The sequence below is a fragment of the Pontibacter sp. FD36 genome (assembly GCF_015686655.1).
Lineage (GTDB): Bacteria > Bacteroidota > Bacteroidia > Cytophagales > Hymenobacteraceae > Pontibacter.
Genome location: NZ_JADPMP010000009.1, coordinates 255,459 through 282,264, shown reverse-complemented (window position 1 = coordinate 282,264; position 26,806 = coordinate 255,459). Strand labels below are relative to the sequence as shown.

The following is a 26,806-nucleotide window of genomic DNA, read 5'->3' as shown; positions in this document are numbered from 1 at the left end:
ACAAAGCTTATACCCGTGAATTGGTAGCGGCAACAATCCCCTCTCGGGAGGGGAAGGGGTGGTTCGACAAGGTATAGCAAATTAAAAAAGATGAAGCCATACTTGTGAACTGGTAGCAACAAAAACCTCTCTTAAGAGGGGCAGGGTGTGTAAATCGTGCATAGAAATTCTGTGGATCATTTATAATCCCCGTAATCCTGATTCAGACAAAAGGATGGGCTTAGAGGAAGGTAACAATCCTGTAAATCCGTGGGGGTAGGGGCTCTCTCTAATCCTGAAAATCCTGATTCAGACAAACTAAACCTGAAAAAACAAACTTGGAAGATAAACCAAAAGATACAGGCAAGGTATTCGATGCGGACGTCATACGGCGGCTCTTCACCTTTGTGAAGCCCTACCTGAAGACGTTCTATTTCATCGTGTTCCTGACGTTCGCCTCGGCTATACTGGCCGCCCTGCGGCCGTTCCTGATTCAGTATACCGTCGATAATGAGATTCTGCAGAACGACTGGGAGGGCCTGAACAAGATGTTCGTGATACTCGCGGTGCTTCTTGTGGGGCACGCTATTGTGCAGTACCTCCATACCTATTTCGCAGGTTGGCTGGGGCAGCATGTCGTGCGCGATATTCGGGTGCAGCTCTACCGCCACATCCTCAACCTGCGCCTCAAGTTTTTCGACCGCACGCCGATTGGTACACTTGTGACCCGCAACGTATCGGACGTGGAAACGCTCTCTGATGTGTTCAGCGAGGGATTGGCAGCTATGATTGGCGATATCCTGCAGCTGGTGTTTATCCTCGGCTTCATGTTCTACATCGACTGGGAGTTGGCGCTTGTCAGCTTGTCCACTTTCCCGATCATGCTCATCAGTACCTACATTTTCAAGGAGAAGATAAAAGATACGTTCCAGGATGTGCGGACGGCTGTGGCGCGACTTAATTCCTTTGTGCAGGAGCATATCACAGGTATGAGCATCGTACAGATCTTCAACAACGAGAAGCGCGAAATGGAGAAGTTTAAGGAGATCAATAAGGAGCACACCCGCGCCAACGTACGCTCCGTGCTTTACTACTCGGTCTACTTCCCGGTAGCGGAGATTATCGGTGCGGCAGGTCTTGGTTTGCTGGTGTGGTATGGCGCCCACGGCGTGATCGACAATGATGTGTCACTGGGTACGCTGATGGCCTTCATCCTTTACATCCAAATGTTCTTCCGCCCCATCCGCATGATTGCCGACCGCTTCAATACCCTGCAACTGGGTGTGGTAAGTACTGAGCGTCTCATGCGCCTGCTCGACAGCAAGGAGATGATTCCGGATAACGGCAACTATGCACCGGAGAAGATCAAGGGCAATGTGAATTTTAAGGACGTTTGGTTTGCCTACAAAGACGAGGACTGGGTGCTGCGTAATATCTCATTGGATGTGAAGGCTGGCGAGTCAGTGGCTTTTGTGGGTGCTACAGGTGCAGGCAAGACCTCGGTTATCAACTTGCTCAACCGTTTTTACGAGATCAACAGCGGCCAGATTCTGATTGACGGGCACGATATTAAAGAATATAACCTGGATGTCTTGCGCCATCACATTGGCGTGGTGCTGCAGGATGTGTTCCTATTCTCAGGTACGATTGCCGACAATATCAGCTTGGGTAACAAAGCCATCACGGAAGAGCAGATGTGGCACGCCGCCGACCTGGTGGGCGCCCGTAAGTTCATTGAGCGACTGCCAGGCGGACTGCACTACCAGGTGATGGAACGCGGAGCCACGCTTTCGGTAGGCCAGCGGCAGCTGATTTCCTTCGTGCGGGCCATGGTCTATAATCCGGAGATCATCATTCTGGACGAGGCCACTTCCAGCGTCGACTCCGAAACTGAAGAACTGATCCAGTACGCCATCGACCAGTTGATGCATGGCCGTACGTCCATCGTCATCGCTCACCGTCTGTCTACCATCCAAAAGGCGGACAAGATCATCGTGATGGACCGGGGCGAGATAAAAGAAATGGGCAACCACGAGGAACTGCTGCGCCACGAGGGTTACTATGCCCAACTCTACCACATGCAGTATAAAAACATGATCGATCTATGAACAAGAAATTCTTGTTAGTAATGGCGGTGCTAGCCGTTATTGTGGGGGCTTTCTACGCCTATCTGGGAGGTTTCAGCTCAGCACAGGTGTCCGAAGTTAGCTCGGAGCAGCTCTACATGGCAGGCCGCTCTTTCAAAGGCTCTGTAAACGACAATGCAATCAATGACGCTTTCAGGAGAGCTGCCGAGGTACTCGACAAGAAAGAGCTGGAAGGTATGCTGGGTAACATCTACTACAACAATCCGGAAGGCCGAGCTGATAGTGTGGATGCATTTATCGGAGTGGTTATACCTGACAGCTCGGTACAGTTGCCAGCTGATTACGAACTGCGGGTAGTACCGGGTGGCCGCCGTGCTCTGCGCGGCGAAGTAAACGCCCATTATATGCTTTCACCTAACAAACTCTACGAAGCCATTTTTAACTACGCCGAAGAGAAGAGTCTGGAGCTGGAGACCTTCTATGTAGAGTGGTTTCCGGAGGACCACCAAGGTATAGTGGAGGTGCCTGTAAAGGAGTAGCTTGCAAGTATAGATTATCTCTATATCTTTGGTGATAGGGGAGCGGCTGTGCCTTTCCCCGTGGAACGATAGCAACAAAACAAATTGGGCAAAAAGGCAGAGGCAAAGAAAGAGCTGATACTGGAGGCAGCCAAGTCGGTGTTTGGCAAGCTGGGCTACAGCAAAGCCACATTGGACGATATCGCCCATGCCATCGGGCTCAAAAAACCGACACTCTACTACTACTACAAAAGCAAAGAGGTCCTTTTTATAGAGGCTTTTTCGCAGGAGTGGAAGGATAGTCTGTATCGCATCAAGAAAATAGCAGAGCAGGAGAAAGATCCTCGTGAACGCCTGTTGCGCTACATCCGTTCTTCGCTGCGCTATTATCAGGAGATCGTAACACAACACACCATCTCTATTAAGGTGCTCATCGAGACCCGCACCATGTTCCAGGAGCTATTCAGGGAATCGCGGGCCAAGGAGTCAAACTTTTACGCCACGGTCATCAAAGAAGGTATAGCCAACGGCACTTTCATAGACTGCGAAGCCGATCGGGTCGCTTATTCTATCATGGTGGTCAAAGACCTGATTCAGTTTGAAGAATTCCAACGAGCCCAGTTCCACAACCTGCCCTCCATTGATTTTGAGAAGATAGAGCGAGAAGTACTGTACACCGTCAATCTGATTATGGAAGGTATACGGGTGAAGGTATAAGAGTCAGGAGATAAAAGCTATTAAAAGTAACAATGCCCCAACTTAAGCAAGCATCTTAGGTTGGGGCATTGTTATAGCACCCCTGTCAGGGCCTAAAGGTTCCGTAAAAAGGAGTGCTGGGTTTGGGTAGCCGGTTTCCCCTAAATGCGGGGCTACTCCTGCGGGTGATTGGATTTATATTCTTCCAACTTGGCCTTCAGTGCGTCCACATCGGCGTGATGGCCTTTGGCTACTTCAGCTGCATCGAGTTCGATGAGCATGTTTTGCATTTGTTTCAGGTAGGCGGCTTTGTCCTTTTTGAGACACCCCTTGTGATTGTCTTTGCAGGTGCCATTCTCGTCCATGGGTTTGAACATACTGCCCTCACCGTAGATGAGCCACTGCGAATTTAGGTCATGGAAGTGCTTTACGATGCCCACCAACTCGTCTAAAAGATAATTCTTGCCAGATATGATATTGGCAAGCACTGTTTCGTCGCTGCCCGTCATCTCTAAGAGTTGGGGCATTTCCAATTCTTTGATGTTCGTATAGAAACGGAACCTTTTGCCAATTTGCTGTAAGTCAATAGCCATAGATAGAGAGTGTTAGAAGGTCATATAAAATTGCTATACGTACCTATAACAGTTTCTGTATCAAAAAATTCCCGGGCTATTAATTTCAGTTCGGCTAAGCTTTTGATTTTCAATGCGAAAGTGCTGGTGGCTAATGTGAGTCCTCTGCCTGCAACTGCCGCTCGTAGAGCACTTTGTAAAGCCCCTGCTGCTGTATCAACTCATCGTGTGTGCCATGCTGCACAATCTCCCCATCATCAAGCACCAGAATCTTATCGGCCAGCTTCACTGACGATACCCGGTGTGAAATGATAATTGAGGTACGGTTAGCCATGATACGACGCAGGCTGTTAAGGATGGCGTTTTCAGTTTTAGTATCTACTGCCGAAAGTGAGTCGTCGAGGATCAGGATGCTTGGCTCCCGCACCAGTGCCCGTGCTATAGAGACACGCTGCTTCTGACCGCCTGAAAGGGTAATGCCCCGCTCGCCCAGCTTGGTGTCGAATTGCTCGGGGAAGCGCATGATGTTTTCGTACACATCAGCGTCCTTGGCCGACTGCACCATTTGCTCCTCCGTAATGCTCGGCAAACCGAAGCCGATGTTGTTTCGGATGGAGTCGGAGAAGAGGAATACATCCTGCGGCACGTAGCCAATCTGGCTGCGCAGGCTCTCCAGGTTGTAGTCTCGCACATCTACGCCATCAATCAGGATGCGGCCACCTGTTATGTCATACATGCGCGGCAGCAGGTTGGCGATGGTACTTTTGCCTGAGCCGGTGTTGCCGATCACGGCGAGGGTTTCGCCATGCTTGATGTCAAACGAAACTCCTTTCAAGGCATGTATACCTGTGTCAGGGTACACAAAGTCAACGTTCTCAAACACAATATCGCCCTCAATCGGCTTGCGGATGTTCTCACGCGACACAATATCATTCTTCGTATTCAGGAATTCGTTGATGCGAGCCTGTGAGGCGGCGGCTCGCTGCACCAGGCTGGCCGTCCAGCCCAGCGAGGTAACAGGCCAGGTGAGCATGTTCACATAGATGATAAACTCAGCGATGTTACCCGTCGTGATGCTGCCGTTCATTACTTCCTGTCCGCCAATGTATACCGTGATGATGGTGCTCAGGCCTACCAGAAATAGCACCAGCGGAAAGAAGAGTGAGTTTACAAAGTTCAGCTCCAGCGACTTGTCTTTGTAGTTGTTGCTGGCTTTGGTGAAGTTATTATGCGAGTCGTCTTCCCGCACAAAAGACTTAAGCACTCTTATACCTGAAAAAGCCTCCTGCACGAAAGTTGTTATACCTGAGAGGCTACGCTGTATCTCGTCGGACTTGCGCTCAATGATGTTGTTGACGTAATAAATGCTGATGGCCAGAACAGGGAGTGGAATCAAGGTATAGAGCGTGAGCTTCACGTTTACCGACAGCATGTAAGGAATCACCATCAGGAAAAGAATCACGAGGTTGATGCCGTACATAATCGCCGGCCCAAGGTACATGCGTACCCGGCTCACGTCCTCGGAGATGCGCGACATCAGGTCACCTGTGTTGTTTTTGCGGTAGAAGCTCAGCGGCAGGCTTTGGTAGTGCTCGTAAATTTCGTTTTTGAGATCGTTCTCGATCAGGCGACTCATCACAATGATCGTCTGCCGCACAAAAAACAAGAAAAGCCCCCTTAGCAAAGCCATCACCAGGATGATTACCCCATACACCAGTATGCTGCTGGCGAAGGTGTCATACACTGTTTCCTGCTGCGCCATACCCTCAAAAAGGTTGTGCAGGTTGATACCCTCCTTGATCAGGTTGAAGGCGTGACGCACCACCTGAGCCGGCAGAATCTGGAAAAAGTTGGATATGATGATGAATACCAGGCCCCACAGGAGACGGTATTTATACTTGAGGAGATATTTATTGAGATAACGGAGTGATTTCACAGCAAGAATATGAAGCTCAGAGGCTTTTACGTAGACTTAGTAGGTTCAAATTGAATTAATCAAAAAAAGAATTAATTTTGCAGCACGAAAAACGGGGTATCTGTTGCCTCGCTTCTACAAAGATAGAATAACCCTTAATCAAATTCATAAATGGTCGAACTAAAAGAAGTTGAACTGAAGAAAGACAAGTCGGTCTTCGGTCAGATATCAGAGTATAACCATGAGAAAGTAGTTTTCTGCCACGACAAAGAAACTGGTCTGAAAGCTATCATCGGTATCCACAACACAGTACTTGGCCCTGCCCTGGGTGGTACCCGTATGTGGTCATATGCTTCTGAAGCTGAAGCGCTTGATGATGTGTTGCGTCTTTCGAGAGGTATGACTTACAAAGCCGCTATCTCTGGCCTGAACCTGGGTGGTGGTAAAGCCGTGATCATCGGCGACGCCAAAAAAGACAAGAACGAGGCCCTGCTTCGTCGTTTCGGCCGTTTTGTTAAGAACCTGAACGGTGCCTATATCACTGCTGAGGACGTGGGAATGACCACTAAGGACATGGAGTACATCCGTATGGAAACGGAGCACGTGTCTGGTCTGCCTGAGTCGATGGGCGGTGGCGGTGACCCGTCTCCGGTAACAGCTTATGGTACCTACATGGGTATGAAAGCCGCTGCCAAGAAGGCTTACGGCTCTGACTCACTGAGCGGCAAAAAAATCTCTGTACAGGGTGTTGGTCACGTAGGTGGCTACCTGGTAGAGCTGCTTGCTAAAGAAAATGCTCAGATTTTCATCACAGACATCTACGAAGACCGTCTGCGCGAAGTATCTTCTAAGTTCAACGCCCAGATCGTAGGCATGGACGAGATCTATGACCTGGACGTGGATATCTATTCGCCATGTGCGCTGGGTGGTACTATCAACGACAACACACTTGGTCGCCTGAAGTGCCAGGTAATTGCGGGTTGCGCAAACAACCAGCTGCGCGACGAGGCCGTTCACGGTCCTGCGCTGGTAGAGAAAAGCATCGTATACGCGCCTGACTTCTTGATCAACGCAGGTGGTTTGATCAACGTGTACTCTGAGCTGCAAGGCTACAACCGCGAGAGCGCCTATGCCCAGACAGAGCGTATCTATGGCTATACCCTGGATATCTTCGAACTGGCCGAGAAAGAAGGCATCTATACGCAACTGGCCGCCACTAAAATGGCTGAGAAGCGTATCAACAGCATCAGCAAAGTAAGATCTACTTTCTAAGGTTCTTCTATTGAAAAGATGATAAAACAGAAGTGCTGCATTAACCTGTGGCACTTTTGTTTTACACTTGTTCTGTTTTTAGCGAATTGGCTTACCTTTTCGTATAAAATTACCATAGCAATAAGCTGCTATACCTGATGCTCCGGCATTAATTAAGAGTACTAATACATTTCAACCAACACGTTCTTTAAAATACCATTATGCTCAACCGCAGAACACTTCGAATCAAGGCTATGCAAGCCATCTATGCCTACAAACAGGCCGAAGGTTCGGATTACCAGCTGGCACTTGACCAGATAGCAGACGACTTCGCTCCAGACCTGAACTCCATGGAAGTGCAGGATCGTAAGCTGCTTGAAGGCCGTAAACAAATTGCGCAGCTGCTCTTCAAAGAGTGGCACGAAACCGGCCAGTTCGAAACAGAAGAGACCGACAAGGAGATCATTGACGCGGTAAACAGAGCGATCGTCTACTACCAGAATACCCTCAAGAAGGACTATAAGCATTATAGCAACCAGATGATGGGCGCTGTGGAGCGTATCTACGACCACTACCTGGGCACCTTGCAAATACTGCAACTGCTGAACGAATTGGTAGAAGACGAAGAGGAAAAGAAAGAAAAGCGTTTCACGGAGGCCAAGGGCCCGGACGTAAAGCGTTTCCTGAACAACCGCGTGGCACAGCGCATCCTCAGCAACAAGTCTTATCAGGAAAACATCATCCGCCGCAATATCAGTTGGGGTTCTGACATCAGCGAAATCCGTGCGGTTTATAAGAACATCCTCAAGCAGGATGAGGTATTTCTGAACTACCTCGCACTACCTGAACCTACCCTCGAAGAGGACTTGGAGGTGGTGAAACATATTTTCAAAAACATTATTTTTAAAGAAAAAAACTTACAATCTTTGTTTGAGGAGCAGGATTTGAACTGGGTGGAGAATAAATCCATCGTGAAAAGCCTGGTCAACAAGACTGTCAAGATGTTTGGCGAAGAGACCGAAGAGGAGCCCGTGCTACTGGACCTCTCGGCTAACTGGGAAGACGACAAAGCCTTCTTTGAGGAGCTCTACCACCAGACACTGCAGGATGACGAAAAGTACGAGGCCATGATAGCCGAAAGCGTGAAGAACTGGGATGTGGAGCGTGTGGCCCTGCTTGACAAGATCATCCTGAAAATGGCGCTTTGCGAAATGCACATCTTCCGAAGCATACCCGTTAAAGTGACCATCAACGAATACATTGAGATTTCGAAGCTGTACAGCACACCTAAGAGCAAGCAGTTTGTGAACGGTGTACTGGACAAGATGGCGCAGGAACTGACCTCGAAAGGAGACATTCGTAAGTCAGGCCGCGGTTTGATCGACAACAAATAAGGTATAGTGCGTCTTTAAGCCCCGATATACCGTAATAGGGGAAAACGACATACCTAATATATAAGTATAGAGATAATCCTATGAGCAAAACGAGCAATATACTGTTTTTCGTTTCTGGAGCCGCTGTGGGAGCTGCAGCTGGTATCCTGTTTGCCCCTGAAAAAGGGAGAGAGACACGCAGCTGGCTGAGTTACCGCCTTGAAAAGTATCGCGACACCCTTTCAGACCTGCTGGAAGAATTGGTAGAGGATCGTAATCTGGTGCCTACTACTGCCAAGTCAGAAGGACAGCGTGTGATACAGGATGCCAAAGACAAAGCCGAGAAGCTACTGGGCGATGTCGATTCACTTATCAACGAGATTAACAGCAGGAAAGAAATATAAACATGAGAGAGATTACACTGATTCCCGGCGACGGGATTGGACCAGAAATTACAGAAGCCGTTAAAGCCGTTTTCAGCGCTGCAAACGTGCCTGTAACCTGGGAAGAGGAAAATGCAGGACAGACCACCTTCGACTCGATCGGTGAACTGATTCCTTCTACACTGATAGCTTCGCTTAAGAAGAATAAAGTGGCCCTGAAAGGCCCTATCACAACGCCGGTTGGCAAAGGTTTCAAAAGCATCAATGTGCAGCTGCGCCAGATGTTTGACCTGTACTCAAACGTACGACCTGCCAAGACTACACCCGGTGTAAACACCCGCTTCGAGAATGTAAACCTGGTGCTATTCCGTGAGAATACCGAAGGTCTATACTCTGGCCTGGAAATGTTCGACGAGCGCCTGCAGATCTCTGACTCCGTGGCCCGTCTGACACGTGTGGGTTGTCGCAAGATCATCCGTGCTGCCTTTGAGTATGCCAACAAGCACAACTGCAAGAAAGTAACAGCAGTGCACAAGGCCAACATCCTGAAGAGCGCAGGAGCGCTGTTCCTGAGCGAGGCCAGTGAAATTGCAAAAGAATATCCGCACATCCAGTACGACGACAAAATCATCGACAACATGTGCATGCAGCTGGTGATCAAGCCGGAGCAGTTCGACGTGATCGTAACAACTAACCTGTTCGGTGATATCCTGTCTGACCTGTGCGCGGGTCTGGTAGGTGGTTTGGGCGTAGTATCCGGTGCCAACATTGGCAATGACATGGCTATCTTTGAAGCGGTGCACGGCTCTGCTCCTGATATTGCAGGTCAAGGCAAGGCAAACCCAACGGCTCTGTTGCGCTCTGCCATCATGATGCTGCATCACATTGACCTGAAGGACGAGGCAAACCGCATCGAGACGGCCCTTGACGCTACGCTTGCTAACCGCGAGCAGTGCACAGGCGACCTGGGTGGCAATGCCAGCACCATGGAATTTGCACAGCACATCATTTCGAAACTATAATCAACTCAAAAGCTGTTTAACTGATATGAAAAAGAATTTCTTATTAGCCCTAGCACTTGGCGCTGCCATGACAGTGACCAGCTGCGACCAGAACAACACGACAGAAGCAGAGGCAACAGCCGCTGAGACAACTGCTACAGCCGAACAGCCACAGCAGATCGACAACCCAAATGTGGTGCCGACCAGCCAAACGACAAGCACTGAAAATGCAGCTGTGATGACGTTTGAGGAGTCTGAGTACGACTTCGGTACGATCAAGCAGGGCGAGGTGGTAGAGCATACCTTTACATTCACTAACACAGGCAAAACGCCGTTGGTGATCGAGAGCGCTTCTGCATCCTGCGGTTGTACAGCTCCTGACTGGACCAAGGCTCCTGTAGCTCCAGGCGAAAAAGGCAAAGTGAAAGTGCGCTTTGATAGTAACAACAAGGCTGGCCAGCAGGCACCTACCGTTACGATCCGTGCCAACACAGAGCCTAACATTGTTCGCATTGCGATGAAAGGCAATGTGGCTACATCAAACATTCCGACTGCAGGCGCTGACGGCCCTGTAAGACTCAACTAGTAATCACTCTTAAACAGAGCGTATAACCTTTTTATGCAAACGATATTCCTCCAAGCCGCACCAGATGGTGGCATGCTGCCACAACTCCTGATGTTCGGCGCTATTATCCTTGTTTTCTATTTTTTCATGATCCGTCCGCAGCAGAAGAAAGCAAAGGATCAGAAAAAATTTCGTGAAGAGCTGACAAAAGGCATGCAAGTCGTGACAATAGGCGGACTGCATGGTCGTTTAACAGCAGTAAACGATGACACCGTAGAGATAGAAGTAGACAAAGGCGTACGCCTGGTGTTTGAGAAGTCTGCTATCTCACTGGAAGCCACTGCAAAAGTGAAATAAGGATAAGAAACCTTGTCGTTTGAGAAAGCCCGAAATATCATTTTATGGTTTGTAAGGCCATTTAAGCCCCAAACAGAGCACTACTGGCGAATTGTAGTGCTCTGTTTTGTGGCGGCCTCTACTTTCTGGCTACTCAATGCCCTCAACAAAAGCTACTCTACCCAAACCACCTATCCGGTGCGTTTTGTATTCAATGATCAGCGCTTGGTGCCGATCAACCCTCTGCCTGAAGAAGTAGCGGTTAACGTTACCGGACGGGGATGGAAACTCCTTCGCAAAGCACTTAGGGTAGAGGTACAGCCTGCCGAGATCTACATCCGTAATCTGCCCCGCAACAATTATCTGCTTGGCTCTGCCCTGCGTCCCGCTCTGGTAAATGCCATGGATGGTCTGCAGCTTAACTTTGTAGTGACGGATACCCTTTTCTTCAACTTCAACGAGAAGGTAACGCGTCGTATCGCATTGCAGCTCGACCCTACTCAGAAAGTAACAGGCGAACGCCACGCGATGCTGCGTCCTGTTCGCATTGATCCAGACACCGTTACCTTCCGAGGACCGTCTTCCATGGTCGACAGTTTACCGAGCCCTTTCGTGTTGCGACTGCCGATTACCAATATGACTGAGTCCGCCAAGATCGTGGTACCCATCGAATATGATAATAAGTCGCTGGTAAAGTCAGATATAACAGAAGCCACAGTGTCGGTCAGGATTAGACCCCTGCAGCAGCGGGAACTCCAGGTAACGCCGGAGATGGTGAATGTGCCTTTAAATACAGATGTGACCTTGCGACCGCAGGTGGTATTGATTCGTTACCTCGCCCTCGAAGATTCGGGAGCTGTCATCAATTCAGACGCATTTAAAGCCATTGTAGACTTTTCAAGGTATAACCGCCAGGACTCAACGGTGGTGCCTGAGCTAGTACAGAAGCCCGCCGGAGCCCGCAACATCACGCTCTGGCCTGAGCGTATCAAAGCTGTTTTACAGAAATAATCTTATGCTTAGGATAGGTGTAACTGGAGGTATAGGAGTTGGCAAAACAATAGTGTGCCGCCTGTTTCAGGTATTGGGTATACCTGTGTATGACGCTGACACCCGCGCCAAGTGGGTAATGCAACATGACCCAGCGCTAAAGCAAGAGTTACAGGAGGCCTTTGGGCAGGAAACCTATACCTCAGAGGGACAATTAAATCGCGCTTATCTGGCGTCGGTGGTTTTCAATAACCAAGAGCGACTGGAGAAGCTGAATGCCATGGTGCATCCACATGTAGGCACCGACTTTGAGCGTTGGGCAGCGTCGAATGCTAAAGCCCCCTATCTGATCAAGGAAGCCGCGCTGATGTTCGAGTCAGAGTCTTGGCGGCAGATGGATGAAATTATTGTTGTGACTTCCCCGTTGGAGGTGCGTCTCAAGCGCCTGCTCAAACGAGACGCGCACCGGACAGAAGCTGATATAAAGGCAATCATCAGTAAACAGCTAAGCGAAGAAGAGAAAATTGCCCGGGCACAGCACATTGTCTACAACGATGATCAGCAGTTGATCATCCCGCAGGTGCTTAGCCTGCACCAGCAGTTTTTGGATAAGGTATAAGCAACAGTTGAAGCGAAACAGAGATGTAGGCCAGCCGGTAACAGGTATGGCCTTTTTTATTTTAACGACTTCGAGCCAGGTGCTTGGCATACCAATACACAGGGATAGGCGTTAAGGTATAGAGGGTGAATTGGTGACCAGTAGGTACAGCCCTGAAAATCAGGCAAAACAGAAAAGTATAGACATAAAAAAAGGACAACTTTTAAGTTGTCCTTTTGTGGGGCGTACTGGATTCGAACCAGTGACCCCCTGCTTGTAAGGCAGGTGCTCTGAACCAGCTGAGCTAACACCCCGTTTTATCGTTTCGTTGACCTGTTGTCCCCGTTTGATGATGCAAATATGGGGCGTTTTTTTGGAACTGCAAAACATTTGGAAAAAAAATCTTAAAATTTTTTTTCGTGCCCTTAGGCCTATTGTGCACGTGTGAATACTGCAGTACCTTTAGCTTTTGTAAGATGCTTAAAATCTGAACTTTCTCTTGGGACGAAATCGTGTTGTGAAAAAAGTGCTATTTTATATCGCCCTGGCAGCAGTGGCGATTACAGGCATTTCGGCGGGTTTGGTATATGCGTATCAGGATAAAATAATTGGCCTCTTTGTTGCCGAAGCCAATAAGCACATTACAACAAAGGTAGAAGTCGGTAAGATTTCACTCTCTCTCTTCGACAAATTTCCGCAGGTGGCTGTGGCGCTTGACCAGGTAAACGTGCACGAGGGTATAGCCGAAAGTGATTCGTCGCTGGCCCGAGCCGAGAAGCTGTATTTCACATTCAGCGTATTTGATATCATCCGTGGTAAGTATGATGTAAAACAGCTATACCTGGAGAATGGCTCCATCCATGTGCGTGTGCTGAAAAACGGGCAGGCTAACTACCACATCATTGCAACTGATTCCAGCGAGTCATCCGGTGATTTCGCCTTTAATCTGGAAAGGATTAACCTGAGCCAGGTGGCTGTGCGCTACACCGACCTGCAGCTAAACCACTACATCGAAGCTGATGCAGAGCAGTTGATTGCCGCTATGACCATCACAAACGATGAGATAGCCTTAGAAACGAAAGGAAACGCTACGATAGCGACTATACGGATAGGAGAGAGCGAGTACTTTAAAGAGAAGTCGGTTGCGCTACACACCGCCCTTACCATAAACCGCACGGCACAGACCATTGCCCTGCAGCCATCAGTTGTGCAGGTGGAGGGAGCCGCTTATGAAGTCGGCGGACAGATCGCCTATGGCGGCACTACAGAGTTGGATTTGCAACTGCAGGGAAAAGACACCAACATACAGTCCTTGCTGTCACTATTGCCGCAGCAAATCACGCGTGAGTATAACCAATACCGCAGTGAAGGCGATGTGTTCTTTAAAGGCACTGTACGGGGCAAAGTATCCGCTAAGCACAATCCAGAGGTAGCCTTTGAGTTTGGCGCCCGCAATGCATCTTTCTTTCACCCCGATACGAAGCAGAAGGTTGATGGCCTGCACCTGGACGGCTACTTTACAAACGGCGGCGGAAAGAGCGCTGCAACCTCATTACTGGAATTGAAGAATTTGAAAGGCGTGCTGAACAAGCGCCCGTTTGAAGGAAGCCTGACTTACCGCAACTTTGATAACCCCTACCTGGCCTTTAGCGCCAAAGGTATGCTGGATGTAGGCTATGTGGTGAGCCTGCTGCAGCTGGATGAGGTGCGCGGTGGAAGTGGGCTGGCAGATGTACGCATTGCCTTTGCAGGAAATTTAAAAGAGTTTAAGGCCAGGCCGGGCAACAGCACCCTGAATACAAGCGGCGACATTACGCTGCACAACGTGATGCTGAACCTCAAGGAAATGCCGATGCCACTGAAGAGCCTGAATGGCAACTTCATTTTCAAGAAGAATGATGTGGCGGTGTCGGACTTCAAAGGGCAGCTAGGCGACTCAGACTTTGTGCTGAACGGTATGTTTCGCAATGTCATGGCCTGGTTGCTGCTTGACAGGCAGCGTCTGCTCGTGGAAGCGGATTTCAGTAGCCAGTACCTCAACTTCGACCAGTTGCTTAGCGAAGAACTGAATACCCCGGCCGATGCCAGACAAACCAGTAATAGCGCCTATAAATTTAACATTTCACCGGACATTGCCTTTGACCTGAGCGCCGCCATCCGGCAGGCGAAGTTCAGGCGCTTCAGAGGAGAGCATATCAAAGGAGAGGTAAAGCTGCGTAACCAGATCGTATCGAGTCCCAATATCTCATTCAATGCCATTGGCGGCAACTTTGCCGTGCGCGGCAACCTGGATGCCCGTAACCGCGACCACATCAAGGTGAGCACAGCCACCAAACTAAGCAATATGAGTGTCGACAGCCTGTTCTATGTTTTCGAGAACTTTGGGCAGAGCTTTGTCTCCGATAAGCACCTGCGGGGTAAGCTCACAGCCAACATTGTATCAGATGTGTACTTCGACAGCCATCTCAATGCCAAAACTGACCTGATGCAAGCCGAAATAGCCGCTACAGTGCGTGACGGACAGCTGATCAATTTTGCTCCGATGCAGAAGATGTCCGCCTTCGTAAAGCGTTCAGAGCTGGCGAATATGAAGTTTGCTGAGCTAAGCAACAATTTCTGGATACAGCAGCGCACCATTTTCATTCCTGAGATGGACATTCGTTCCAACTTGTCAGCTATACCTTCAGTGTCCATCTCGGGCACCCATACCTTTGACCAGGACATGGACTACCGCATCAAGCTACCGCTGTCCAAAGGGAGTCGCCCTGACCGTGATAGTGTATATGGGGTGGTGGCAGATGATCCGGATGCAGGGAACAGTTCACTTTTCCTGACCCTGCGTGGCAAGGAGAGCGACTTTAAGCTAGCTTATGACAACGAGCGGGTGCGTGAGAAAATCAAAACAGACCTGAAGCAAGAAGGACAGGAGCTTAAGGACCTGCTGCGTGGTAAAAAGCCGGTAAAGCAGGAGAAGAAAGTGGAGCTGCAGGAAGGGGAGTATTTCGACTTTGACTAAGACTACAGCACAGCGGTTATACCTGGTCAGTATTTGTGCGGATTGGGTTAACTCAAATAGGTATAGGTAGGATGTTATAATAGGTGTAAATGCAGTATTGTAAAAATTATATTTTACTTACATCCTTTGTTAATGATCGTTTACCTTGTTAAAGTGGTTCTTTGTTAAAAAAATACTGTTGATTGTATAACCTGACGGGCATTCGGTCGTTAGATAAAACAAAATTACAATAATGATTTGCGTTGATTTTTTGGAATAGATGTAAAACTACTGTAGGCTCCCTTGGTAAGGTCCAATAATGGCGAAGGAGATGCTGCAGTTTGAAAATATAAGGGTGAAAAAAAAGCCGGAGTTTCTCCGGCTTTTTTATTTATAGCTGTGCAAGTATTTCTACTTAGTGCAGATCAGAAGGAGGGAAATGAACTGTTTCAGGTGCCTGCGGAGTGTCCCGCTTATTTTCCTTATAAACATGCAATGTCTGCGTAGGGAAAGCAAAGTCGGCGCCGTGCTTTTCTACTACTTCCACGATCTTGTAAGCCACTTCTTCTTTAATATTGATGTACTCGTTCCAATCCAGCGCTTCCACAAAATAGAGCACCATGACGTCCTTAGAGCTAGCTCCAAGGTTCTGAAAGCGGATGCGGCCATCCTGGTTTGTCTGTGGATGGCTGTCGATGTACTCCTGCAATTCGCTGGTGATGGCCTTGATCTGAGCTGAGGTTGTGTCATAAGTCAGGTTCACGTCAAACTGTACTCTGCGGAAAGTGCGCAGGCTCAGGTTGTTAAGCGGTTTGTCGATCATGCTCTTGTTGGGTACGGTCACGAAGGTCTTCTCCAGTGTGCGTATGCGCGTGCTTCGAAATCCGATTTTTTCAATCACACCTGTTACGCCGCCTACTTCCACCAGGTCACCAACTACAAATGGATGATCCAGGAAGATCGTAAAAGAGGCGAGCAGGTTTTCCAGGCTTTCCTTGGCAGCGAAGGCAATGGCCAGGCCACCTACACCCAAACTGGCAACAATGGCCGCTACGTTTACTCCGAAAACCGAACCCAGCACCACCAAGAAGGCAAATATGTAGATGATGACTTTGGAAAAATCCTTAAAGAACGGTACAAGTTGATCATCGAGCTTGGATGTGGTGCGGCTGGCTCTGCGCTGGAATACAAGCCCAAAGAAATCGATGAAGCGTGTAATAACCCAAGTAATGGCTGCAATGATGAAGATTTGATAGATGCGAAATAAAGCTATCTGCAGCATAGGGCTGCCGATGTATTCTACCCCGGATGGAAACTTCAGCACGTTAACAGCCAGAAAAAGAAAGACCAGAAACACCACCATCTCCAGCGGCTGTATCAGAAACCGCTTCAGACTAGCCTGGCCCTCCTCGTCTGCAAAGCGCTTCACCACCCTGAAAATGATACCGGTGATCAGTCTCGACAGCAGGGTTTTAAAGATATAACCGATCAGCAGTATAGTGGCGAACCAAAGATAAGCCGCTACTGTGTTGCCTAAAAATTCATAGGAAAGATACGCTCTTATATCATCCATGCTCATTGTATTATAGCAGTTGGCTCAGTGCTATTTCAAAAGAAGTTTTGGCGATCTCGGTCTTTGCCTGGTTCTTGGTATGGGTTCTCTCTAATGCCTCCCGGATGACACTGGAAATGTCATGGAAAATAGCGTCATCGGTGATTTCCACTTCATTCTCCATCAGGTAAGCAAACACACGCGCCATGCCGCAGTTTGCGATAAAGTCAGGTATAACGGATATGTTGCGATCGGCAAACTCACCGGTAGGGCCAAAGAAAATCTCCGGATCCTGGAACGGCACGTTGGCACCGCATGAGATTACCTCCAGGCCGCTGGCGATCATTTGCTCCAGCTGTCCGCGGGTAACAAGACGAGATGCTGCAGCAGGTATAAAGATCTCGGCAGGAAGAGACCAGATGCGGTTGTTCATCTCCTCAAAAGGGATCAAATTTTCGGTGTAGAGAGCATTGCCCTGCCGGCCCAAGAACAGTTCCCTGATTTCTTCAAAAGTGAAGCCTTCTTCATTGATCAGACCACTCGCCCGATCGATAATGCCAACAATTTTAACGCCCTTGCCTGCCAGGTAAAAGGCAGCAGCGGCCCCTACATTTCCCCAGCCTTGTATGATGGCACGCTTACCCTCAAACGAACCACCCCAGATAGTATAGTAATGGCAAACAGCCTCGGCCACTCCATACCCTGTAATCATATCAGCCACGGTATACTTGCGGGCAGCGGCCGGAGTGTAAGCCGGGTCCTCAATCACTTTGATCACTCCCTGACGAAGCTGACCTATCTTGTTTATCTTCTGAGGCTCGGTTGCATTGAAATGGCCGTTCACTACCCCTTCCTGCGGGTGCCACAGGCCATAGTCTTCTGTAATTGGAATTACCTCGTGTATCTCGTCCACATTAAGGTCGCCACCTGTTCCGTAATAGCTCTTCAGAAGTGGAATAACGGCCTTGTACCAGCGCTCCAGCACACCTCGCTTGCGCGGGTCGGCCGGATCGAAGTTGATGCCAGACTTGGCTCCGCCGATAGCAGGACCGGATACGGTGAACTTCACCTCCATGGTTTTGGCTAATGACTCTACCTCGCGCTTGTCCAGGCCTTTGCGCATGCGGGTGCCACCACCGGCCGCACCACCGCGCAGCGAGTTGATCACAACCCAGCCTTCGGCTTCAGTTTCAGCATCTTTCCACTCAAATACTATCTCAGGGCGTTTATTCTCAAATTTTTCGAGAAGCTCTTTCATGGGTTTGTTTGTAGTTAAGGGTTTACAGACCGCAAAGGTACAAAAATACATCGGAGCGTACAGACCCACGAAATCTTATGGAACCTTGGAGGTGAGGATTGTACTGTACTGGGAATACGCGTTACGACACTGGATTTTTGGTAAAAGGAAGTCAGGTTGGACAATTCGCGGAGGGAGTCAATCGGGCAAGGGCCATATAGTAATCTATTAACATTAAGTATTTTATATATCCAATTTTAATTTTTATACGTACATCTACTCAATTCAGCATTCAGGATGTGTCTGACAAGGAGTGTGTTGTGTTATGGGAGCCTTCAGAAGAAAATTTTAAAAATCCTTTGAAGCTACATCAGCCAAATGTCGCTGTTGCCGTATATATCTTAATATGAATTGTATTGTTTAAATGTATGTAGAAACTGTTAGGTATAATTATTAATTATGAAAAGTTTGTTGTCTAGAATTGAATCTAAAAAAATAGATAAGGCGGCCGCCATGCTGAAAGTACTGGCGCACCCGAAAAGACTGGCGATAGTGGACTTGCTCGGCAAGGAAGATAAAATGACTGTTACGGAAATTTATAAGTATCTGGACCTGCCACAGGCTATTGCTTCCCAGCACTTGATTACGCTGAAAGATAAAGGTGTGCTCTCTTCTTTTAAAGTAGGCACCAAGATTTACTACTCCCTTGCCATACCAAAGCTAATCGACGTGATCGATTGCCTGGAAGAGTGTTGCATTGATATTTAGTGATTCGCTCTGGTGCTTTGGCACCGAATATTGCATCAATAGAAAAGCCAAAGGTCTCCGTTCCCTTCGTTTAAAGAAGCTGGCGGGGACCTTTGGCTTTTCTATTGACTAAATAAAACAGACAGTTAACAAAGTTTTGCGGTGAAGCAAATGCTGCTGCCTGGGGCTTATAGTAGAATTTTGTCGCCTGATTCTTTTTGCTTTTTTACTTTTACCTTTTTGGAGGCAGGGGCAGCCTTGTCTTTTTTCATGGCCTTCTCAACTTCACGCTTCAGTATCTCGTGGCCTTCGTGCGTAGTGGCAGCAGAGAGCGCTACGGCATCGGTTCGACGCACGACACGGGAGGAGGTACTAACAACATGTGGCTTCGAGGTTGCAATCCATTTGGCATCTGCGTCTGCATAAGCGTCAGCGGGCTTATCAGTTACCATTCTATAGTCCGACTTCTGTATGGGAGCTATACCGTCGTTGGCAATATCACGCTCAGTCAGCATAAACGAATGGCTTGTGCAAGAGCTAAATAGCAGAACAACAGTAATAAAGGATAGGATAGTCGAGATGTTTTTCATTTTTACTGCACTAAGGGTAATAGGTTAGATTTTGTTTGCTGCTGTTCTCTTAGCTTGGATCGGTTTTTCCTGCGGTTTAAGTAAATATCTTATTTGAATATTTATATGTACAAAGATATGTATAAATAATTATATAACGCAAGAGTAAACACAAAAAAAGCTGACTTTTTGGAGTCAGCTTTCTATTAATGATGTTTAACAATGCTAATGTGAGTCTGCGGGTTGCTTCTCCAGATCAAACAGATCGTTGAGCAAGTCAATCAATGTTTCAGCTTCACCGCGTTTGCAGGCAGCTTTCAGTTGCAGCACCGGCAATTTTATTACTTTCTGCATCATCGATTTGGTGATGCTGTCAACCAGCTTGGCTTCTTTCGGGCCGAGCTTTTTCATGTAGCGGGCCATTTCCTCCTGGCGAATCGTCTCGAGCGCATTCTTCAGCTTGTTGATAGTAGGCGATACCATCATCTCTTTCGACCAGTCGTTAAACTGCTCTTTTGACTCTTCTATTATAGTACGTACCTGCGGCACAGAGTTGATGCGCTGCTGGAGTGCGGCAGATGCTTTGTTCTGTATAGTGTCGATGTTGTAAACCAACACCCCTGGTACGGCTTCCACCTCGGCTTCTACACTACGAGGTACGGATAAGTCTATGAAGAACTTAAACGTGAGCACGTTCAGGCGCTGGATCATTTCTTTGGTGAAGAAAGGCGTTTCGCGGGCTACAGAAGAGATAATCACATCTGCTTCTTTCAAGCCTTGCACGATATCTTCGAATGGGAGCACAGCCATGCCGCACTCGTCCGCTAACGTCTGTGCTTTAGCCATCGTACGGTTGGTAATGGTCACATGCTGGTAACCTTTGTCTTTGAGGTGACGACACACATCGGCACCGATTTCACCCACACCTACTACCAGTATCTTTGGCTCAGCCACCACATCGGCAGTCAGCTCCTCGATCAGCTCAATGGCTGCATAAGAAGTAGAGGCGGCGCCGTCGCGGAAGGCAGTCTCCTGTACCACACGCTTGTTGGTGAAGAAGATAGTATGCATGAGACGGTGCAGAAACGGACCGGCCGTCTCGTTGTCGGCGGCCCACTGATACGACTGCTTCACCTGGTTCGTGATCTGCATATCGCCCACCACCTGCGATTCCAGGCCCATACTCACCTCAAATAAATGCTGCACAGCATCGTTGTGCTCGTTGAGGATGGTAAAATAGTCGAGGTATTGGGTGATGTTGTCGATGCCTTTCGTGATACCGAGCAGCTTTACGATTTCGGTGCTATAGTCCACATCGGAGTTATAATACACTTCGGTGCGGTTGCAGGTAGAGAGCACCAGAATGTCAGAAGCCTGAATAAAGCTCTTCAGCGTCTGAATAAATTGCCTGCATGAGTTCTCATCTAAGGCAATCAGCTCCCTGATATCCAGCGGTGCTTTCTTATATGACAGGCTGATTGCTTTAAAGTTCTGAAGCATAACTTACGTTCGGAATACTAAAGTGCAAAATTACTGTATTGATGATTAAAATGAAACTTCCTTGCCCTTATTAATTAATTTATACTAATTTCAGATAATTTTCGCGCCACCGCATGATTCCCATTTACGCCCAGAAAAACAGAATAAAGTTTCTTGTCGTCATTGTCGCGCTCATTATTGGGGCGGTTACCATTACGTACACTAACGTATTAGTGAGCAAATTGTCTGAAAGAGAGCAAGAATTGGTGCAGCTCTACGCCAAAGGCCTGCGCTATATGATCAATGCTCCCAGCGACGATAACATCGTATTCATTGAAGAAGAAATTCTGTCCTCTAACCATACCATACCTGTTATTCTTACTGACGAGCACGAAAATATTCTCGATTTTAAGAACATCGATCTTCCCGAAAACATTTCAGAAAACCGCAAAAATGAGCTGCTGCAGCGCGAAATTGCCCGCATGAAGGCACAGCACGCTCCGATCATAGTGCCTTGGGCAGAGGGTTCTGAAAATTACGTTTTCTACAAAGACTCGGCCCTGCTATCGCAGCTGCGCTACTATCCTTATGTGCAGTTGATGGTTATTGCCTGTTTTGCACTGATGGCTTACTTTGCTTTCAGTTACTCCCGCAAGGCGGAGCAAAATAGGGTATGGGTCGGTCTGGCAAAAGAAACTGCGCACCAACTGGGCACGCCACTTTCTTCTCTGATGGCTTGGTACGAATACATGAAGTCCAGCCCGAAATTCGAAAATGAGCCCATCACGGCCGAGCTCTGGAAGGACATTCGCCGTCTGGAGATTATCACAGAGCGTTTCTCCAATATCGGGTCAGTGCCGCTGTTGCGTGACGAGAACGTACTGCAAGTGACAGAGAATGCCATCAACTACTTGCAGAACCGGATCTCAAGTAAGGTTGATTTTAGCGTAATTTCTAACTTCGCACCTGATATCACGGCCAAAATCAACGTGCCGCTCTTCGACTGGGTAATCGAAAACATCTGTAAAAATGCTGTGGATGCGATGGAGGGCCGCGGTAGTATCCGGCTGCAACTCTCGCTACTAGGCAAGAGCCAGGTCGCACTCGACATTAGCGATACAGGCAAGGGTATACCTAAAAGCAAGATGGACTCGGTCTTCTTGCCTGGCTTTACCACCAAGAAGAGGGGCTGGGGACTGGGACTGGCACTAGCCAAGCGCATCATTGACAACTACCATGCAGGCAGGCTCTATGTCAAGTCCTCTGAAATCGGAAAAGGTACCACTTTTAGGATCGTGCTGAATAGGTAGCGTTAAGTTAGGAATTTTGGAGTTTAGGATTTTAGGAGGTAGAAAGTCTGGAGTTAAAAATTAGAAGGTGCTCATAGGCGCGAGCATTTGTCAAGGGGTAGATAGAGGGCTGGTTTATGCTGGAGAATCGTGCTGCTTAATAGTGTGTCGTGATACGCTTTTAGTTTTTGTGAAGAAATGGTTACAGTCGTCAGGTATAGTGCTAGGTATAAGTCGGAATGGGATGCTTTTATAAAGGCGTCCAAAAACGGCACGTTCCTGTTTATGCGCGATTACATGGAATATCATGCTGACCGCTTCGAGGATCATTCGCTCCTTTTCTATTATAAAGACAAACTGGTGGCAGTGCTGCCAGCTAATACCACTAACAATGAACTGCACTCACATGCCGGCTTAAGTTACGGGGGTGTGATAAGTGGCCATAAGATGAAGGCCTCACTGATGTTGCAGGTGTTCGATGCTTTGATCAGGTATAGCCGGGAACAGCATTTCAAGTCACTTTATTATAAGACTATACCGCACATCTACCACCAAGTGCCAGCCGAGGAAGATCTGTATGCCCTGTTTAGGTATGGCGCTGTTCTATATCGCCGGGATGTAAACTCTGTTGTTGACTTAGGGCAGCCTGTCAGGTATAGCAAAGACCGGCGTTGGCGCCTGTCACAGTGCAAAAGCCATGAATGGGAGGTGAAGCGCTCAGAAGATTACGCGGAATTTATGCAGTTGGTAACTACACAGCTTGAAAGCAGGCACAAGCTGCAACCTGTGCATACAGCAGCTGAGGTAGAGAAACTAGCGCAATTTTTCCCTAAGGACATCAGCCTTTACATCATAAAGCAGGAGAGTGAACTCCTGGCCGGAGCTTTGGTATACGAAACTGCTGGCGTGGCCCACTGCCAATACATTGGTGCAAGCGAACGAGCCCAGGAACAAGGCGCTGCTCACGTGCTGATTGATCACCTTATAAATAAGGTATACCCGCACAAAAAGTATTTCAGTTTCGGCATCTCTACAGAGCAGCAGGGGCTATACCTGAACGAGGGTTTGGCGAGTTACAAAGAAAGTTACGGCGCCCGCACTGTGGTGCATGACTTTTACCGATTGGATTTCTAGTTTGAGGTAAGAGGAGTATAAGCTTCAACCTACTCCAAATCCAATTGTCGACCTTCAGCTTTGGCTTGCTCGTCCAGCTTAGTACCAACGCCTATACCTATGCCCATCCCAATTGGCATGCCCAGTCCAAGGAAAGCGAAGTTTTTCAGCATTAATGCAAACACGACACCGAAAGGAAGTCCTAGTGCTGTCATACCCAGAGCCATCCATAACTTTTGATGATGCTTTTGAGGCACCAGTTTCAACTGCTTTTCCACGAGCTTGAGGATGGAACTGCGGGTTTCCTTTAGTCTTGCCGTATACTGTTCCGCTGGAATACCTTGGCTGTTGAGCGGCTCTAGCTGTTGTGTAATGGCGGTAGCTATACCTTCAGGTATCTCTTTGCTGTTTAGGGCATCTATCAACCTTTGCATGTCATCAAACTCCCTTGTCAGTTTTTCAGACTGCACTACATCCGCTCGTGGTTGCAATTTTGGAATCATAGGCTCTCTGCTTTTTTAAACTCAAACTGGTACCTCCGCTGCGATGGGTTCATACTCGTTTTTCTTGCCAAACAGCTTGATAATACCCCAAAGTATAACGGCTCCTATGATGTATACCAGGAACCAGTGCACTCCCCAGCTGGAGAGCGAGGTGCAAACCAGGTTGGCTACCAGTGCCACCGTAACGGCATAAGGCAACTGGGTTTTTACGTGGTCGATGTGGTTGCAGCCAGAGGCAAGTGAGCTGAGAATGGTCGTATCAGAGATAGGGGAGCAGTGGTCACCGAATACGGCACCAGCCAACACCACCGAAATCACATTGTACATGATCGGCATGGTTTCCTCTACGCTCATGCCATGCTGCTGGCTCACGTACCAGGCAGCGGGCAGCATCAGGGGGTACAGAATAGCCATGGTGCCCCAGCTCGATCCGGTTGAAAATGCGATGATGGCAGCTAGGAAGAAGGTGATCTCAGGTAACCAGCGAGGCGACACGTTGCCCGAAAAGAGCGAGGTCAGGTACTCGGCGGTGTAAAGCTCCTTGGTAACCTGCGCCAGTGACCAGGCTAGCACCAGGATGAGCATGGCCGGAAGCATCGTCTTAAAGCCCGTCACCAGCGACTCCATAGTTTCATACAGACTCATGATACGCTGGCTCACCGTAAGCGCTATCGCCACGACCACACCCGATAGTGAGGCCCAGATCAGTGCAGTATATGAGTTGGAGTCACCTATGGTCATGGAGAGCTTGCGGAAGAAACCGATGCTTTGGTCGGCCCAGGTATCAGGGTTGTAGCCGGTATAGAGCAGGCCAATCACAGTGCCGAAGATAACCACCAGCACAGGTATAAGCGCATTGAAGGCACGGCTTCGGTCTGGATCGATAGCTTCGAACTCGGCCATTTCCTGCTGCTGGCGGGCTTCGCTGCGGCTGTCGGGGCGGTGGTTGCTCACAGCGCCGGTGGTGCGGGCTCGCTCTTCAGCTTTTTGCATCAATCCATAGTCGCGGTTCATCCAGATCAGCATAAACATAAACACCAGTGTCAGCACCGGATAGTAGGCGTACTCCAGCGAGTGGAAAAACAGCGAATAAGCGCCCTCCTCTATACCTAGGGTGGTGGCAGCATCTTTAATATAGCCAAGCTCAGCCCCAACCCAGGTCGTTACGAAAGCGATGGCAGCCACAGGGGCGGCGGTACTATCCACAATATAAGCTAGCTTTTCGCGGGAGATGCGATGCTTGTCAGTAACAGGACGCATGGTGTTGCCGACAATCAGAGTGTTGGCGTAGTCGTCGAAAAAAATAGCAATACCCAATACCCAAGTCACCAACTGTGAACTCCGGGCCGAGCGTGCGTAGCGGGATAATTTGTTCACAACTCCCGCCATCCCTCCATTTTTGGAGATAATAGCTACCATGCCACCGATCAGCATCGAGAACAGGATTACGGCAATGTGGTCCGTATCGGTCATGGCGCTGACCAGGTAGGTATCGGCTACAGCGAGCAGACCCGTAAAAAAAGCCCTAACGGACATGCCGTAGATCACAAAGCCACCCACCCATATACCTGCAAAAAGAGCGAGTAGCACCTCTCTGAAAATAAGGGCCAAAATGATGGCAATAAGTGGTGGTAGAATAGAGAGCCACATCGGGAAGCGGTGCACCCCGTGCTCGGCTTCGGCATCGAGGCGGTAAAGGCGGGCGATGGTGTGGGTGCCCACGTTAGCGCTCACCTGTATCAGATTGGCCTTTTGGGGAAGTGAGAAGCGGGCCTCACCTTCGGTGAAGCTGATCTCCTGCAGGTTGCCGTTGATGCGCACAGGCAGCGGTCCGCTATACTTGACCAGATTGCCCGCCTCGTTGGTGGTGCGCAGGGTAAAAGCCGTATCGTTGACGGCCTGCAGTCTGAATTCTTCTATGGCTAACTCTGTGCTATCTTCCTGCGCCATCGTCTGAAAGGAGAGAAACATCAGCAGCGCAAGACTCAAAAGGGTCTGTAATAACCTCATGTGGTTGTAGGGTCGGTTCTTGTAAACCCTTAAGTAAGTAAATTATTGAGAGATTAGAAAATTCTGATATTGGCGGAAGGCGGCTTTAGAAAAGAAAACAGCCCATGCGCCGGTGGCACAGGGGCTGTCGGTATCAGGTATGGCGTAGATTTACCGCGCTCTGTTCACAATAAACACGCCTGCCAGGATCACCACCATGCCGAGGTAGTGCCACAAGTGAATTACCTCACCATCGAGAACGCCCCACATGAGAGCCACCACAGGTATAAGATAAGTAGTAGAACTGGCAAACAGCGTAGTGGAGATATGAATCAGCTTATTGAAGAGCACCAGCGCGATGGCGGTGCTGAAAACAGCCAGTATGGCAATGTACATCAGCGCCTCCCAGGCACCCGGAACATGCTGCAGCTTGTAGAAAAAATCAGTGGTGAGCAGGTATACCAGCGCAACCGGGCCTACCGTAAGCAAGGCTAGGCTGGAAATGGCAACAGCCTTCATGCCGTGCAGACGGTGCTTGATAATGTTGGCGCTGATGCCGTAGAAGATGGTGGCCAGCACGATGTACAGACCATAGTACATGTTGTCGAGCTCAGCGTTGCCATTGCCTGTGAAGATCAGGATGGCCGTGCCCGCAATACCGATTACGATGCCAAGCATACGCATCCAGGTGATGGACTGGCCAAACAGTGCCGCGCCTACGAGCAAGGTGAACAGCGCAGTAAGTGAGTTCAGCACACCGGCTAGTCCGCTGGCCAGGCGCGTTTCGGCAATCGCAAATAGAAAGGCCGGGAAGAAGTTGCCCAGCAGACCGCTGCCAAGCAAAAATTTCCAGCGGCTTGGCTCTACTTTGCGAAGGTTCTTAATGGCAAAGGGCAGCAGGGCGGCGCAGGCAATGACCATGCGCAGTGCTCCCAGTTCGTCGGAAGAATAAACGACGAGTCCCTTCTTGATAAGTATAAACGATGTGCCCCAGATAAGAGCAAGTATAACAACCAGTACCCAGGCAATAACCGGTGTAGCTGTTTGCTCCTGTTTGGGCGTAGTAACA

24 protein-coding genes and 1 tRNA gene are annotated in these 26,806 nt (G+C 48.8%); 15 read left to right on the top strand and 10 right to left on the bottom strand.

The window, feature by feature from the left end; translation table 11 throughout:
- The first annotated feature begins 317 nt into the window (after window positions 1-317).
- The 3 genes from I0P70_RS14675 (at window position 318) to I0P70_RS14665 (ending at window position 3,301) form a co-directional block, all read left to right on the top strand.
- Window positions 318-2,087: an ABC transporter ATP-binding protein gene (locus tag I0P70_RS14675; RefSeq protein ID WP_196119341.1), complete on the top strand. Its 1,770-nt coding sequence runs from the start codon at window positions 318-320 to the stop codon at window positions 2,085-2,087.
- On the top strand, window positions 2,084-2,605 hold the full coding sequence (locus tag I0P70_RS14670) for a GyrI-like domain-containing protein (RefSeq protein WP_196119339.1): 522 nt from the start codon (window positions 2,084-2,086) through the stop codon (window positions 2,603-2,605). Before I0P70_RS14675 ends, I0P70_RS14670 begins: the two co-directional genes overlap by 4 nt.
- A gap of 84 nt (window positions 2,606-2,689) precedes the next feature.
- On the top strand, window positions 2,690-3,301 hold the full coding sequence (locus I0P70_RS14665; protein WP_196119337.1) for a TetR/AcrR family transcriptional regulator: 612 nt from the start codon (window positions 2,690-2,692) through the stop codon (window positions 3,299-3,301).
- 152 nt (window positions 3,302-3,453) lie between these two features.
- On the opposite strand, the gene I0P70_RS14660 is transcribed toward I0P70_RS14665, so the two are convergent.
- Together I0P70_RS14660 and I0P70_RS14655 are read right to left on the bottom strand one after the other, a co-directional pair.
- Window positions 3,454-3,873, bottom strand: coding sequence for a hypothetical protein (locus I0P70_RS14660; RefSeq protein WP_196119335.1), 420 nt, complete (start codon window positions 3,871-3,873; stop codon window positions 3,454-3,456).
- Between the two features lie 130 nt (window positions 3,874-4,003).
- The gene (locus I0P70_RS14655; protein ID WP_196119333.1) at window positions 4,004-5,788 is read right to left on the bottom strand and encodes an ABC transporter ATP-binding protein; all 1,785 of its coding nucleotides are present in this window, start codon (window positions 5,786-5,788) and stop codon (window positions 4,004-4,006) included.
- A gap of 150 nt (window positions 5,789-5,938) precedes the next feature.
- On the opposite strand from I0P70_RS14655, the gene I0P70_RS14650 reads away from it, so the two are divergent.
- The 8 genes from I0P70_RS14650 to coaE all read left to right on the top strand — a co-directional run bounded on the left by I0P70_RS14650 (window position 5,939) and on the right by coaE (window position 12,285).
- Window positions 5,939-7,039 (top strand): Glu/Leu/Phe/Val dehydrogenase, encoded by a 1,101-nt coding sequence (locus tag I0P70_RS14650; RefSeq protein ID WP_196119331.1) that lies wholly within the window; start codon window positions 5,939-5,941, stop codon window positions 7,037-7,039.
- A 233-nt stretch (window positions 7,040-7,272) separates the two neighbouring features.
- A complete protein-coding gene (gene nusB, locus I0P70_RS14645; protein WP_230392210.1) occupies window positions 7,273-8,412 on the top strand; it encodes a transcription antitermination factor NusB in 1,140 nt (379 codons plus the stop codon).
- Window positions 8,413-8,492: 80 nt separating this feature from the next.
- Complete coding sequence (locus I0P70_RS14640; RefSeq protein ID WP_007655029.1) at window positions 8,493-8,795, top strand: YtxH domain-containing protein; 303 nt, start codon at window positions 8,493-8,495, stop codon at window positions 8,793-8,795.
- Window positions 8,796-8,797: 2 nt separating this feature from the next.
- Window positions 8,798-9,796 carry an isocitrate/isopropylmalate dehydrogenase family protein gene (locus tag I0P70_RS14635; RefSeq protein ID WP_196119327.1) on the top strand — a complete coding sequence of 333 codons (999 nt, stop codon included), beginning with the start codon at window positions 8,798-8,800 and terminating at the stop codon, window positions 9,794-9,796.
- Window positions 9,797-9,821: 25 nt separating this feature from the next.
- Window positions 9,822-10,361 (top strand): DUF1573 domain-containing protein, encoded by a 540-nt coding sequence (locus I0P70_RS14630; protein WP_196119325.1) that lies wholly within the window; start codon window positions 9,822-9,824, stop codon window positions 10,359-10,361.
- 33 nt (window positions 10,362-10,394) lie between these two features.
- Complete coding sequence (gene yajC / locus I0P70_RS14625; RefSeq protein WP_007655023.1) at window positions 10,395-10,697, top strand: preprotein translocase subunit YajC; 303 nt, start codon at window positions 10,395-10,397, stop codon at window positions 10,695-10,697.
- A 12-nt stretch (window positions 10,698-10,709) separates the two neighbouring features.
- Window positions 10,710-11,687, top strand: a complete 978-nt coding sequence (locus I0P70_RS14620; protein WP_196119323.1) for a hypothetical protein — start codon at window positions 10,710-10,712, stop codon at window positions 11,685-11,687.
- Window positions 11,688-11,691: 4 nt separating this feature from the next.
- Window positions 11,692-12,285 carry a dephospho-CoA kinase gene (gene coaE / locus I0P70_RS14615; protein ID WP_196119321.1) on the top strand — a complete coding sequence of 198 codons (594 nt, stop codon included), beginning with the start codon at window positions 11,692-11,694 and terminating at the stop codon, window positions 12,283-12,285.
- A 218-nt stretch (window positions 12,286-12,503) separates the two neighbouring features.
- On the opposite strand, the gene I0P70_RS14610 is transcribed toward coaE, so the two are convergent.
- Window positions 12,504-12,578 (bottom strand) — tRNA-Val (locus I0P70_RS14610).
- 203 nt (window positions 12,579-12,781) lie between these two features.
- Here I0P70_RS14610 and I0P70_RS14605 point away from each other — a divergent pair.
- Window positions 12,782-15,280, top strand: a complete 2,499-nt coding sequence (locus tag I0P70_RS14605) for an AsmA-like C-terminal region-containing protein (protein WP_196119319.1) — start codon at window positions 12,782-12,784, stop codon at window positions 15,278-15,280.
- Window positions 15,281-15,674: 394 nt separating this feature from the next.
- Here I0P70_RS14605 and I0P70_RS14600 read toward each other — a convergent pair whose 3' ends face one another.
- Together I0P70_RS14600 and I0P70_RS14595 are read right to left on the bottom strand one after the other, a co-directional pair.
- Window positions 15,675-16,832 carry a mechanosensitive ion channel family protein gene (locus I0P70_RS14600; RefSeq protein WP_196119317.1) on the bottom strand — a complete coding sequence of 386 codons (1,158 nt, stop codon included), beginning with the start codon at window positions 16,830-16,832 and terminating at the stop codon, window positions 15,675-15,677.
- Between the two features lie 10 nt (window positions 16,833-16,842).
- The gene (locus I0P70_RS14595; protein WP_196119315.1) at window positions 16,843-18,069 is read right to left on the bottom strand and encodes a Glu/Leu/Phe/Val dehydrogenase dimerization domain-containing protein; all 1,227 of its coding nucleotides are present in this window, start codon (window positions 18,067-18,069) and stop codon (window positions 16,843-16,845) included.
- 438 nt (window positions 18,070-18,507) lie between these two features.
- Between I0P70_RS14595 and I0P70_RS14590 the strand changes: the two genes are divergently transcribed.
- Window positions 18,508-18,816: a helix-turn-helix transcriptional regulator gene (locus I0P70_RS14590; protein WP_076421268.1), complete on the top strand. Its 309-nt coding sequence runs from the start codon at window positions 18,508-18,510 to the stop codon at window positions 18,814-18,816.
- A gap of 167 nt (window positions 18,817-18,983) precedes the next feature.
- Here the strand turns inward: I0P70_RS14590 and I0P70_RS14585 are convergent, their stop codons facing one another.
- Window positions 18,984-19,310: a hypothetical protein gene (locus I0P70_RS14585; protein ID WP_196119313.1), complete on the bottom strand. Its 327-nt coding sequence runs from the start codon at window positions 19,308-19,310 to the stop codon at window positions 18,984-18,986.
- Between the two features lie 279 nt (window positions 19,311-19,589).
- Window positions 19,590-20,864: a glutamyl-tRNA reductase gene (hemA, locus tag I0P70_RS14580; protein WP_196119311.1), complete on the bottom strand. Its 1,275-nt coding sequence runs from the start codon at window positions 20,862-20,864 to the stop codon at window positions 19,590-19,592.
- 113 nt (window positions 20,865-20,977) lie between these two features.
- Here hemA and I0P70_RS14575 point away from each other — a divergent pair, with 113 nt between their 5' ends.
- The gene (locus I0P70_RS14575; protein WP_196119309.1) at window positions 20,978-22,153 is read left to right on the top strand and encodes an ATP-binding protein; all 1,176 of its coding nucleotides are present in this window, start codon (window positions 20,978-20,980) and stop codon (window positions 22,151-22,153) included.
- Window positions 22,154-22,330: 177 nt separating this feature from the next.
- Window positions 22,331-23,266: a GNAT family N-acetyltransferase gene (locus tag I0P70_RS14570; protein WP_196119307.1), complete on the top strand. Its 936-nt coding sequence runs from the start codon at window positions 22,331-22,333 to the stop codon at window positions 23,264-23,266.
- Window positions 23,267-23,295: 29 nt separating this feature from the next.
- Here I0P70_RS14570 and I0P70_RS14565 read toward each other — a convergent pair whose 3' ends face one another.
- The 3 genes from I0P70_RS14565 to I0P70_RS14555 form a co-directional block, all read right to left on the bottom strand.
- Entirely contained in the window at window positions 23,296-23,748 is a 453-nt protein-coding gene (locus tag I0P70_RS14565; protein WP_196119305.1) for a hypothetical protein, read from the bottom strand.
- A 21-nt stretch (window positions 23,749-23,769) separates the two neighbouring features.
- The gene (locus I0P70_RS14560; RefSeq protein WP_230392208.1) at window positions 23,770-25,758 is read right to left on the bottom strand and encodes a Na+/H+ antiporter NhaC family protein; all 1,989 of its coding nucleotides are present in this window, start codon (window positions 25,756-25,758) and stop codon (window positions 23,770-23,772) included.
- Window positions 25,759-25,908: 150 nt separating this feature from the next.
- Window positions 25,909-26,754: a DMT family transporter gene (locus I0P70_RS14555; protein WP_230392217.1), complete on the bottom strand. Its 846-nt coding sequence runs from the start codon at window positions 26,752-26,754 to the stop codon at window positions 25,909-25,911.
- Between the last annotated feature and the right edge of the window lie 52 nt (window positions 26,755-26,806).

Bases quoted from the DNA above. Each gene is read 5' to 3' on its own strand.
- hemA (WP_196119311.1), bottom strand. From the start codon at position 20,864: ATGCTTCAGAACTTTAAAGCAATCAGCCTGTCATATAAGAAAGCACCG.
- I0P70_RS14585 (WP_196119313.1), bottom strand. From the start codon at position 19,310: ATGCTGACTGAGCGTGATATTGCCAACGACGGTATAGCTCCCATACAG.
- I0P70_RS14575 (WP_196119309.1), top strand. From the start codon at position 20,978: ATGATTCCCATTTACGCCCAGAAAAACAGAATAAAGTTTCTTGTCGTC.
- coaE (WP_196119321.1), top strand. From the start codon at position 11,692: ATGCTTAGGATAGGTGTAACTGGAGGTATAGGAGTTGGCAAAACAATA.
- I0P70_RS14650 (WP_196119331.1), top strand. From the start codon at position 5,939: ATGGTCGAACTAAAAGAAGTTGAACTGAAGAAAGACAAGTCGGTCTTC.
- I0P70_RS14565 (WP_196119305.1), bottom strand. From the start codon at position 23,748: ATGATTCCAAAATTGCAACCACGAGCGGATGTAGTGCAGTCTGAAAAA.
- I0P70_RS14660 (WP_196119335.1), bottom strand. From the start codon at position 3,873: ATGGCTATTGACTTACAGCAAATTGGCAAAAGGTTCCGTTTCTATACG.
- I0P70_RS14635 (WP_196119327.1), top strand. From the start codon at position 8,798: ATGAGAGAGATTACACTGATTCCCGGCGACGGGATTGGACCAGAAATT.
- I0P70_RS14670 (WP_196119339.1), top strand. From the start codon at position 2,084: ATGAACAAGAAATTCTTGTTAGTAATGGCGGTGCTAGCCGTTATTGTG.
- I0P70_RS14595 (WP_196119315.1), bottom strand. From the start codon at position 18,069: ATGAAAGAGCTTCTCGAAAAATTTGAGAATAAACGCCCTGAGATAGTA.
- I0P70_RS14570 (WP_196119307.1), top strand. From the start codon at position 22,331: ATGGTTACAGTCGTCAGGTATAGTGCTAGGTATAAGTCGGAATGGGAT.
- I0P70_RS14630 (WP_196119325.1), top strand. From the start codon at position 9,822: ATGAAAAAGAATTTCTTATTAGCCCTAGCACTTGGCGCTGCCATGACA.
- I0P70_RS14600 (WP_196119317.1), bottom strand. From the start codon at position 16,832: ATGGATGATATAAGAGCGTATCTTTCCTATGAATTTTTAGGCAACACA.
- I0P70_RS14590 (WP_076421268.1), top strand. From the start codon at position 18,508: ATGAAAAGTTTGTTGTCTAGAATTGAATCTAAAAAAATAGATAAGGCG.
- nusB (WP_230392210.1), top strand. From the start codon at position 7,273: ATGCAAGCCATCTATGCCTACAAACAGGCCGAAGGTTCGGATTACCAG.
- I0P70_RS14640 (WP_007655029.1), top strand. From the start codon at position 8,493: ATGAGCAAAACGAGCAATATACTGTTTTTCGTTTCTGGAGCCGCTGTG.
- yajC (WP_007655023.1), top strand. From the start codon at position 10,395: ATGCAAACGATATTCCTCCAAGCCGCACCAGATGGTGGCATGCTGCCA.
- I0P70_RS14560 (WP_230392208.1), bottom strand. From the start codon at position 25,758: ATGAGGTTATTACAGACCCTTTTGAGTCTTGCGCTGCTGATGTTTCTC.